Annotated in this window: 5 protein-coding genes; 4 read left to right on the plus strand and 1 reads right to left on the minus strand. The window is 68.7% G+C overall.

Translation table 11 applies throughout. The features are described from left to right. Positions 1–12: 12 nt before the first annotated feature. From ACZ5ZX_RS33825 to ACZ5ZX_RS33835, 3 genes are all read left to right on the plus strand, one after another. Positions 13–2,127, plus strand: coding sequence for a putative bifunctional diguanylate cyclase/phosphodiesterase (locus tag ACZ5ZX_RS33825; protein ID WP_465506053.1), 2,115 nt, complete (start codon positions 13–15; stop codon positions 2,125–2,127). Positions 2,128–2,328: 201 nt separating this feature from the next. Continuing rightward, positions 2,329–3,912 (plus strand): substrate-binding and VWA domain-containing protein, encoded by a 1,584-nt coding sequence (locus tag ACZ5ZX_RS33830; RefSeq protein WP_465506135.1) that lies wholly within the window; start codon positions 2,329–2,331, stop codon positions 3,910–3,912. Positions 3,913–3,920: 8 nt separating this feature from the next. After that, on the plus strand, positions 3,921–5,663 hold the full coding sequence (locus ACZ5ZX_RS33835; protein ID WP_465506054.1) for a hypothetical protein: 1,743 nt from the start codon (positions 3,921–3,923) through the stop codon (positions 5,661–5,663). Here the strand turns inward: ACZ5ZX_RS33835 and ACZ5ZX_RS33840 are convergent. After that, entirely contained in the window at positions 5,657–6,361 is a 705-nt protein-coding gene (locus ACZ5ZX_RS33840) for a class I SAM-dependent methyltransferase (protein WP_465506055.1), read from the minus strand. The genes ACZ5ZX_RS33835 and ACZ5ZX_RS33840 overlap by 7 nt on opposite strands. Before the next feature lie 39 nt (positions 6,362–6,400). Here ACZ5ZX_RS33840 and ACZ5ZX_RS33845 point away from each other — a divergent pair, with 39 nt between their 5' ends. Then, positions 6,401–10,351 carry an alpha-(1->3)-arabinofuranosyltransferase gene (locus tag ACZ5ZX_RS33845; protein WP_465506056.1) on the plus strand — a complete coding sequence of 1,317 codons (3,951 nt, stop codon included), beginning with the start codon at positions 6,401–6,403 and terminating at the stop codon, positions 10,349–10,351. The last annotated feature ends 1,021 nt before the right edge of the window (positions 10,352–11,372 follow it).

Consider the following 11,372-nt stretch of genomic DNA (forward strand, 5'->3'; position numbering starts at 1 on the left):
GGACCGGCAGACGTGACTGCCCCATTTCCGAACGGCGATGAGAATCCCGTATCGCCTGAAGCCCCACAGAGAACTTCGTCGTCCGCGGCGCCCAAGAGGAAGAGCGCCGCGCCGACCCGCGCCACGCTGGCCAGGAAGTGGGCCTATCTGGTCACCGGTACGGCGTATCTTCCGTATACCCACGCCCAGATAGAACAGCATTTCGCCGCTCTGCTGGACGAGGTGTTCGCGGCGGTGCTGAGTGATGACGCCGAGCCCGCGCAGGCCACCGAAGTCGGTGCGCGGCTCGTCGCGCTCAGATGTGTCGGCCCGGACAGCCTGCGTCGCACGATGGAGGTACTCGGCAAGGGGCTTTTGCACGAACCGGAATTGCGGGGTGTGAAGTCGTTACCCGAACGGGTGTTACAGGTGCTCGGCGCACTCGCGTCCGGCTACGGAGAGGCTTTGCGCGAAAGCGTCCAGACCCAGCAAGAGGATCTGAGCCGCACGCTGGTCACGCTCGAACGCGAGACCCGGCGTGAGCTGGTGCTCTCGCAGGCGCGCTTCGAGCAGTTGTTCGCCGGTTCGGCGACCGGGGTGGCCGTCACCAGGGTGGACGGCCGCGTCCAGCGGGTGAACCCGGCGTTCGCCGAAATGCTGAACCGGCCCGTCGCGGACCTCATCGGCCTCAACCTCTACGACCTCGTCCATCCGGAGGACGGCGACGGCCTGCGCGAGGGGTACCGGAAGCTGCTCGAAGGCGAGCGCCAGCGGCTCGAACTGTCACGAAGACTCGTCGTCGACGAAGAGGAATCGACGTGGGCGAGGTTCACCGGCGCCGTGATCCGCGATCCGGCGGGTGAAGCCCGGCAGCTGATCACCCTGGTCGACGGGGACACCGACGTCTCGCTGCTCCAACGGCAGCTGAGCCGCCAGGCTCTGCACGATCCGCTGACCGGCCTGCCGAACCGGCAGTTCTTCGGCACCCGTCTGGAACGGGCACTGCGGCACGCCGACCCGGCCTTCGGCGTCACGGTCTACCATCTCGACCTCGACGGGTTCTCCCTGATCTCGGGCGGGCTCGGCCAGAAGCAGAGCGACGACCTGCTGAAGAGCGTCGCCGCGAAACTCCGTGCCGTCGTCGGCGGCGAGGACGCGCTGGTCGCCAGGCTCGGCGGCGACGAGTTCGGCATCTTCATCCAGAACACCGCCGCCAGCCCGGACGTCGCCACCGTCATCGGCATGATCAACCAGGAACTCTCCGAACCGGTCTACCTCGAAGGCGGGAGCGGGGTCGCGGTCTCGGCGTGTATCGGGGTCGTGCATCGGCCGCCGCGGGACATCGCGCCGACCGAACTGCTGCGTGTCTCCGGCATGACGCTGCGCCGGGCTCAGGCCAACGGCTACCGGCAATGGGCCTTGTCCGACTCCGTACTCGACACCAGGGAGCGGCACGAGTTCGGGCTGGCCGTCTCCATGGCAGGCGCTTGGGAGACCGGCGAGATCGAAGTCGGTTTCCGGCCGCTGACGTGGCTGGCGGACAGCACACCCGCGGGCATCGAGGCGAGACTCGTCTGGAACCACCCTCGCCACGGCAGGATCGGTCACGAAACCTGCGTCCGCTTCGCGAACGAGACCGGCCTCATCGTGCCGCTCGGCGAATGGCTCATCCGCACCGCCTGCGAGGAAGCGGACGACAGGCTGCCGATGGTGGTGGGGCTGACCCCGCACCAGGCCGCGGATCCGGACCTCGTCGGATCGGTGCGACGTTTGCTCACCGCGACCGGCCTCGGGCCATCCCGGCTGCGGCTGGGCTTCCCGGCCGGTGCTGTGCTCGGCGACCTCGGGGACACCGTCGAAAACCTGCATCTCCTCGCCGAGATCGGCGTGGACGCCGAACTGCAGGACTTCGGCGCGGCCGGTGACGTCATCTGCCTCGTGGACGTGCCCGTGCGGACGGTCCGGATCGCTCCCCTGCTGGCGGAACGGCGCACGGAACCGCTGGCCGAGCGCTCGCTGCGGAACCTCATCGAGACCGCGACCATGGCGGGCGCGACGGTGATCGCGGAGGGGATCGACTCGACCGGCGACGCCGGCTGGTGGCGGGCCGCCGGTGCCCATATCGGCGCAGGCAGATACTTCGGCTAGGCCACAGACGACGGCGCGTGAAGGCCCCCTTCCCTCGGCTCAGCCGAGGGAAGGGGGCCTTCACGCGCATTCCTCAGCGTGTCACTACTTCGGTTAGGCCATCTGCCGCACCGGCGCGGGCGTAAGTTACCCGAGGGTTGACGTGCGCGGACGGATTGGGCAACATCCCAGGTCCTCATACCGCACCTCGGAGGCATGCACATGCAGGTAGGCCCGAGGCGGGGACGGCGTTTCAACGCGCCCGTCGTCGTCTTGAGCCTGTTGCTGGTGATCGCGCTCGGCGCGTGGTGGGGCGTCGACTATCTGCGCGCCCGGTTGGCGGGCGACGGGTGTGACGCGTTGACGCCGGTCGAGATCACCGCCGCGCCCGACGTGGCGCCGGTGCTCACCCGGCTCGCGGCGACCGTGCCGCAGGAAGAATGCTTCAGTGCCACCGTGACCGCGAGCGAGTCGGCCAAGACCGCCGACCTGCTCGGGACCACCACCTCCGGCGGGCCCGACGTCTGGGTGCCCGAGTCGAGCACGATGTTGTCGCAGGCCAGGGACGCCGGCGCGTGGAATCTGCCGGAATCCGGTCAGTCGGTGGCGAACTCGCCGGTGGTGCTGGGACTTCCCGACGAAACCGCGCGACGGTTCGGCTGGCCGGGGAAAACCCCTTCCTGGCAGGAGATCCTCGACGGCTCGCCGGTCGGGATGCCGGATCCGGCCCGCGATCCGCTCGGCATCGCCACGCTGCTCGGCCTCCGGAAGCTGACGGAGAAGGCGCCCGATCCGGCCGCCGCCTTCACCGCCGCCATGCGGAAGCTGAATCAGGCGCCCGGCCAGTTCCCCGCGGCCTTCCCGGCGACCGAACAGTCCGTGCTCGCCAGGAATCTGGTGGCTGCCTACCCGGGTGTCCCGGTGCAGGGGTTCGACTATCCCTACGTCGTGCTGCCCAAGGCATCGGAGGCGTCGAGGGGTGCGGCGGAACGCTTTCTGCGGCTTCTGCTCGATCCGCTCGCGGCCACGATCTTCGCCGATGCCGGATTCCGTGCGCCCACCGGGCAGTTCGCGGTCCCACGTGCCCAGGACAGCCGGACCGATCCGGCGCCCCATCCGCCGGGGCCGCCGCCCGTCACCGAGCTGTACGCCGTGTTGCAGGCCTGGGCGGGGACCAACCTGAGCGCCCGGGTCCAGGTGCTGCTCGACGTCTCCGGTTCGATGGCGGCCGCCGTACCCGGGGCGGGAAAGAGCCGGATGGAACTCACCCTGCAGGCCGCGACGCAGGGGCTCGGGCTGTTCAAACCCACCACGGAACTGGGATTGTGGCTGTTTTCGACCAAATTGGACGGTGACAACGACTATCGGGTCCTGCTGCCGATGCGGACGATCGCCGACCAGAAGGCCTCCGGCGGTGTCGGGCAACTGCAAGCGGTGCGACCGAAAGCCGGTGGAGCGACCGGCCTCTACGATTCGATCCTCGCCGCCTACCAGAACGCCAGGCAGAACTGGAAACCCGGCCGGATCAACCTGGTCGTCGTCCTCACCGACGGGCGCAACGAGGACAGCGAAACCATCGGGCTGCCACGGTTGCTGGAGGAGCTGGGCAAGCTCCAGGACCTGCGGAAACCCCTGCCCGTCATCGGGATCGGCATCGGACCGGATATCGACGCCTCCGAACTGCGGCAGGTTTCCGCCGCCACCGGCGGGGAATCGTTCACCACCCCCGACCCGCGGAAGATCTCCGACGTCTTCTACCAAGCGCTGAGCAAGATCATGTGCCAGCCGCCGACCTGCAAGAATTGAGGCACCGAGTGGCACTGGGGGAAAGACCGTCGCCGGTCACGCTCGCCGCGTTCGTCGCGGGCGTCGTCCCGTTCGTCCTGCACACGTGGGCGGCGCTGCGCGGCAGCCTCGCGCAAGACGACTTCGTCATCACTTACCACGCAGCCAAGGCGGGGCCGTTCGACTTCGGCTACTTCTTCCAGGACTACCACGGGCATTTCGCTCCGGGTGGGTTCCTGCTCGCCGACCTGCTGACCGCGTGGGCACCACTGAACTTCGCCTTGCTGATGGCGCCGGTCCTGCTGATGCAGGCCGCGGCCTCGGTTCTCTTGTGGACGGTGCTGGTGCGCTGTTTCGGGCTCCGGTGGGGGATTCTCGTCCCGTTCACGATGTTCACGACGTCGACCCTGCTGCTCGTCCCGACGCTGTGGTGGGCGTACGCCATCCAGGTCGCGCCCGTGCTGCTGGCCACGACCGCCGCCCTGCACGCGCACGTCCGGTATCTCGCCGACGGCGGCCGCTGGGCGATCGCCACCGTGGCGTGGACCGTTTTCGGGCTCGCCTTCTATGAAAAGGCCGTTTTCATCCCGGTGCTGGTCGCCGGGGTCACCGTGCTGCTCGGCGTCTCGCTGCGGCGGAACGTCGTGCTTTGGGGCGTGTTCGCCGCCGTGCTCGCCGGATACGCCGCCGTCTTCCTCACGCTGACCACGAGCCAGGTCGGGCAGGGCGCCGGCCCGGTCACCGTCGGCACCGTCGCGGATATGACCGGCCGGATGCTCGGCGACACCTTGGTGCCCGGCCTGGTCGGCGGTCCCTGGTCCGGTCCCGGTCCTGGCGCGACCTTCGCCCCCTCCGGCGTGGTCGTCCGGATTCTGCTTCTGCTCGCGGCCGTCGTGGTCCTGGCCGCGGGGGTGCGGACGGGCGGGGCACGGGCACGGAAGGCATGGCTGCTGCTCGGCCTCGTTTTCGCCGCCGACGTCGCGCTTTCCGCGGCGACCCGGCTCACCGAGGTCGGCCCGGAACTGGGCAGCGATCCGCGTTATGTCGCCGATCTGGCGCTCGTCGTCGCGCTGTGTGTGGCTTTCGCTTTCCTGGAACCCAAACCCCTTGACCGGCCTTCGGATTCCGTTCCGGCCACGGCGAAACGGCCACTCGTCCTGGCGTTGTGTCTCGCCTTGATCGCGAGTTCCCTCGTGGGTTTCTCACGGTTGGCACCCGGGTTACGGTTCGAACATTCCCGCGACTTCCTCGCCAACGCACGCGCTTCGGTGACGCGGGACCCCGATCTGATCCTTTACGACACCACGGTGCCGAACGACATCCTGCACGGCTGGTTCGGTGAGAACTCCCGCACATCGCGGGTCGTGGGCCTGATCCCGGGTGTCCGGTTCGATCAGCCGACGAGCCGCCTGTCCCTTTTGGACGACACGGGCAGCGCGCGGCTGATCACCGGGGTGGAGCCGGTTTCCCGAGGTGTTCCGGGTCCGGTGGCGGGCTGTGGATACCCGGTCGGCGAGAACCTGGTCCGCGTTCCGTTGGACAATCCCGTGCTCGGCCGGTACCTGCTGCGGATCGACTACTTCACCTCGGACGGCGGCGAAGGTGTCGTGGACCGTGACGGTGTGCGCGTACCGGTGTGGTTCCAGCCCGGCCTGCACACGATGTACCTGCCGATCGAGGGTCTCTTCGACAAGATCGGTTTCCAGTTGTCCGCCAAGGGCGCTCCCGTCTGCCTCGCGAAGGCCGAGGTCGGAAAGCCGCTCACTCAATAAGGGTCGTACGGGCTGTCGTGGCCGAAGATCCTCGCCACGGGTGCCAGTCGCAGCCGCAGCAGGATCTTGATCCCGACATTGCGGATGAACCACGGCAACTGGGCGACCACGCGCAGGCGGTCCTTCAGCGAGGGCGGGGCGAGGCGGAACCGGGCCATCGACGTCGCGCGGTCGAGGTAGGTGTACCGCCGTCCGAAGAGGACTTTCACGATCGTGCCCACGGTGACGCCGATCGAGGAAAAGCAGTCGTGGACCAGGATTTCCCCACCGTCGGCCAAGTCTGCCGACCAGCGCAGGTCGTCGGTGTAGGTCCAGTAGTCGTGTTTGCCGTCGATGTAGAGCAACTGGATCGGGCGGTCCCAGCGTGGCCGGAGTTTCGTGCTGTACTCGGCCACGAGTTCCACGACGTCTTCGACGCCCGCGGATTTGAGGTTCGCCTCGAACCGTTGGCGTGTCGGCGAACCACCGAACAGCCGTCCGTCGACGAACGGGTCGATCGCGACCACCCGCGCGCCGACCGTACGGGCCGCGGCGGCGAGGACGATCGTCGAACGGCCCTGGTGGCTGCCGATTTCGACGATCAGGTCGCCTTTGTCCAAACGGCACGCCGCGGTCCACAGCGCGAGGCCCTGATCCCGCGTCAGCCAGCCTTTGACGGGTTCGGCGAGCGACCACGCTTCTTCGAAACCGTCTGTCATAGGCGCATAGTAGCCACGTTTCCGCCTAGTATCTACCGGATGGTAACCCCCGGCGCGCTCGCGAAAAGGCCCAGTACGTGGATCGTGCTGGCGCTGACCGTGCTGTCCTTTCTGCAGCGTCCCGGCCGGACGACCTTCGACACCAAACTCGACCTCGCCGTGGATCCGCTCGCCTTCCTCGGCCGGGCGCTGCACCTGTGGAATCCCCAGGCGACGGCCGGGGAACTGCAGAACCAGGCATACGGCTACCTGTTCCCGATGGGGCCGTTCTTCGCACTGTGCCAGGCCGTCGGGATGCCGGTCTGGATCGCCCAGCGGCTGTGGTGCGCGATCCTGTTGTCCGTCGCTTTCGCGGGCGCCCTCTTGGTGGCCCGCGCACTGAAAACAGGGAACGAACGGACTCGGCTGATCGGAGCAGTCGCGTACGCTCTGGCGCCGCGGATGGTCACCGAAATCGGCTCGCTGTCCTCGGAGATGCTGCCCGCCGTCCTGCTGCCGTGGGTGCTGCTGCCGCTGATCCTCGCCGACCGGATCGGTTCCCCGCGCCGCGCCGCCGGATTGTCCGCGCTCGCCGTACTGTGCATGGGCGGGGTCAACGGCGCGATGGTCATGATGGCGCTCGTGCTGCCCGGACTGTGGCTGCTGACCCGGAAATGGCGGAGCACGCACGTCGAACTCGTCATCTGGTGGTTCGTCTTCGTCGTCGGGGTGCTGCTGTGGTGGATCCTGCCGCTGGTGCTGCTCGGCCAGTACAGCCTGCCGTTCCTGGACTACATCGAATCCGCGACGAACACCACGGCGCCGATGTCGTTGTTCGAAGTGCTGCGGGGGACGAACCAGTGGGTCGCCTACGTCGTGCAGGGCACGCCGTGGTGGCCGTCGGGCTGGGCGCTGATCGACAATCCGGTGCTGATGGCGGCCACCGGTCTGGTGGCCGCGGTGGGACTGTTCGGCCTCGCGCGACGAGGCCTGCCTGAACGGCGCTTCCTGGTGCTCGGCGTGCTGACCGGGTTGACGCTATTGACCGTCGGCTATGTCGGAACCCTCGACAGCCCGCTCGCGGAACCCGTGCGGCATCTGCTCGACGGCCCGCTCGCGCCGCTGCGCAACGTGCACAAGTTCGAACCGGTGCTGCGCCTGCCGTTGATGCTGGCGTTCGTCCACGGCATCACGAGTGCCGCGCCCACGCTGCGGCGGAATCTTCGGCCGGCGCTCGGCGCGCTGCTGGTCGTGGTGATGGCCGCGCCGGTGTGGCTGCTGACGCTGCGGCCGGGGCCGGGCTGGGACGAGGTGCCCGGATACTGGTACGACGCGATGAGCTGGGTCGCGAAGACCGACGCGCGGGCGCGCACGCTGTTGCTGCCCGCGACCGGGTTCGGCGAGTACGACTGGGGCCGCACCGTGGACGAGCCCGCGCAGGCCATCGCGGACAGTCCGTGGGCCGTGCGCAACCAGGTTCCGCTGGGCTCGGAGGGCAACACCCGCCTGATGGACTCGGTCGACGCGGCACTGGCCGATGGCAGGGGAGATCCGGGGCTCGCCGACCTGCTCGCGCGGTCGGGCTACCGGTTTCTGGTGCTGCGCGGGGATATCGACCGCGCCAAGGTCGGCGCCCCCGATTTCACGACGGTGCGCGCCGGACTGGCGGGGTCGCCGGGGATCGGGAAGGCGGCCGAATTCGGGCCGCTGGAGATCTACGAGGTGAAGCGGCCGGTGCCGCTCGTGAGCGCGACGTCCACAAAGGACGTTCCCACGGTGAGTGGCGGCCCGGAGAACCTGCTGCCGCTGATGAACTCCGGCCAGCTGGCTCCCGGCACGCCGACGGTGCTGACCGGCGACGGCGGTTCACCGGCCGGGCCGAGGCTGGTCACCGACGGGCTGCGTCGCGCCGAACGGAACGTCGGCGGAGTGCGGGACAACCTGAGCCAGACGCTGACGGCAGGCGAATCACCGCGACAGCAACGGGCCGCGCTGGACGTCCTGCCGTTTCCGGGAGAGCAGCACCAGACCGTCGCCGCGTACCGGGGGATCCGGACGGTCAGCGCGTCGACGGCGGCATCGTTCGCCGACGCGTTCGGCGGTTCGGATCCGAGCCATCAGCCGTTCGCCGCGCTGGACGGCGATCCGCGCACGGCCTGGCATTCGTCGAGTTTCACCGGTCCGATCGGCGAATGGCTCGAAGTCGAATTGGATACCCCTCGGCTGGTGAACACGGTCGATCTCGCGATGGTCGACGACATCCGCGTCGGCTGGCCGCCGACCCGGATCCGGATCACCACGGACAACGGTTCCGTCGATCACCAGGTCGTCCGGGGTGAAGGGGCGCACAGCTACCCGGTGACGGCGGGGGTGACGCGCAAGGTGCGGATCACGTTGCTGTCGCTCGTGGTCGGCAGGACGGACGGCAACGTCGGCATCTCGGAGCTGAAGATCCCCGGCGCCGAACCGCAACGCGCGCTCGAAGTCCCCGCCGACCTGCCCGCGGGTGCGGCGCCGGGCTTCGCGTTCACCCGGGGCGCGCAACCGCGCTACGCCTGTGTCCCCGACGGCGAACACGTGCGCTGCGACGCTTCCGCGGCCCGCGACGGTGAGGAACCGGACGGGATCCGGCGGCTGTTCTCGACGACGTCGCAGAGCGCCTACGAGTTCGGCGGTACCGTGCTGCCCGCCGGCGGTGGTCGTGTTCCGGTCGCCTTGCCCGGCGTGCGGGTGACCGGGACTTCCCAGCTGGGCGGGGATCCGGCGGCGGGCGCGTTCGCCGCAGTGGACGGGAATCCCGCGACCGCGTGGCTGCCCGACGTCACCGACCTGCGGCCGGCGTTGACCCTGGACTGGGCGCAACCTCGGACGATCTCCGGACTCCGCGTCGCCGTCGCTCCGGGCGGGACGGCCCGGCTGCCCGCGCGACTGGAGCTACAGACACCGACGGACAGCCGTTCCGTCGAACTCGACGCTTCCGGCGCGGCGACTTTCCCACCCTTGGACACCGCGCAGCTGAAGATCGCGTTCGCCGGTCTCGACGACGACCAGCGGACCCGGCACTCGCTGGGCGTCGGGAGCTTGTCGCTGACCGGTGCGGAAATGCCCGCACCGTCGGCGGAGTTCGTCCTGCCGTGCGGATCGGGTCCGAACGTCCACCTGGACGGCTTCGACTACGACACCTCCGTCCGCGGCACGCTCGCCGATTACACCGCGCACCGGCCACTGACGCTCTCGGCCTGCCCCGATTCGCAGGGCGGCGTCGACCTGGCGGCGGGCGGACACGAACTGCGGACCGACCGGTCGGAGTCCTTTGTGGTCCAGGACCTGTGGCTCAAACCGGCGGGGAAGGAAGCAGGACCTGTCGGACACCGCGCCGTCACGGTGGACTCGTGGGACGCGACCTCCCGCTCGGTCACCGTCGCGGGCGGGGACGAGTCGATCCTGGCCGTTCCGGAGAACGCCAACGCGGGCTGGACGGCGTCACTGAACGGGACTCCGCTGGTGAAGACGCGCGTCGACGGCTGGCAGCAGGCGTGGATCCTGCCCGCCGGTTCGGGCGGCGTCGTCCAGCTCGAGTTCACCCCGGACTGGAAGTACCGCTCCGGTCTGCTGGTCGGCGCGATCGCGATCCTCGCGGTGCTGATCGGTGTCCTGTGGCCGATCCGGCGGCGTCGTGTCTCCGTCGAGGAGGGTTCCGGGATCGCCGTCCCGGTGGTGCTCATCTGCCTGCTCGCCGTACTGGGCGGAATGCTGCCGATCGTGCTGCTGATCGCCGTCCTGCTGGCCCGCCAGTTCAGCGAACGCGCGCCGCGGTACCTCGCTTTCGGCGGGATGGTCGTGGGGACGATCGTCGCGGTGGTGGGGCGGCTGCTGGGGCACGGCCAGGAGTGGGCTTACGGGCCGGTGACCCAGGCTTCGCTGCTGCTGGCGGCTGCGGCGATGGTGGCTATGTGCGTGCCTTGGTTCGCTGGGCGTGAGCCTGACCCGGACGTCGGGCCGGGGTCTTAGCCGCGCGCTTTCCAACGCGGCACGGAGTTCGGCCACGACCTTGCCGGGCTCCGAACGCAGCCGTGACGGAAGCGTCTGGAGAACGATGACCCCCGCGGCCGCGTACCGGGCGTTGCGAGCGAGCGTTTCGCGGAAGCCCTCGGTTCCCGCGTGGTAGCCGAGGGAATCGATTTCCCAGGCGAAGGCGAGCTCGTCACACCAGCCGTCGGGCTGGGCGATGTAGTCGCCGTTGGAGTCGAAGATCTTGACGTTCCACTGGCACTCGGGCAAGTCTGATCGCTGCCACAGGTGCCAGGCATCGGCCTCGGCGACCGAACGAGCGCCGCCCAGGATCGGGAGGAGGGTGTTTCGCAAGCTGCTCCTTCGGGGGGCTTCGTCAAGTTCCTCGGCGAGCGCTCCGGGAAGGCAGAAACCTCGCTGGACGGACTCGGCCATCATCGCCGTGACCAGGTCCTCGTCCGGTGTTCTCCGGGCCGCGTCGATCACCGCCCGGGGAACCGGAGCTGTCGGGAGCCCGGATCTGATACGTGGTTTCGGAAGACGACGTGACCGTTCGATGTGGACGAAGCCGCTGTCGGCGACCGAGCGGTCCGCCGGAACGAGAATATGTACCTCATCGGTGCTCGGGAGGTTGCGGAGACCGTATCGCTCCAACGCGCGTACTCCGGTGAGTATCGAGTCGGCACCGGCGTGCGCGAGTGCGGCTTGGCTCTTCTGTTCGTCCGTTGGTTCGCCGTTCCCGAGCAGGACGACGCCGGGAAGCAGCATTCGCCACGTCCCTCCCACCTGGCAGCGTCGCCAAACAGTGCTGCGCGGTACACCGATGGCTTCGAGCTGCTTCGCCGTGACCACTGCCGAACCGCTGGTGATCAGTGAGTGGCGCGCCCAGTCTCCTCTTCGCACCGGATCATCATGGAGTCGACCACCGACAGAATCCGTCATCCGGTTTCGTGAGTGGTCCTTTCAGGTGCGGTTGTGTGGGTTTTGTTGCGTTAGATGAAGCAAAATCCACACAACCCCT

This window comes from Amycolatopsis sp. NPDC033938 (genome assembly GCF_055575975.1).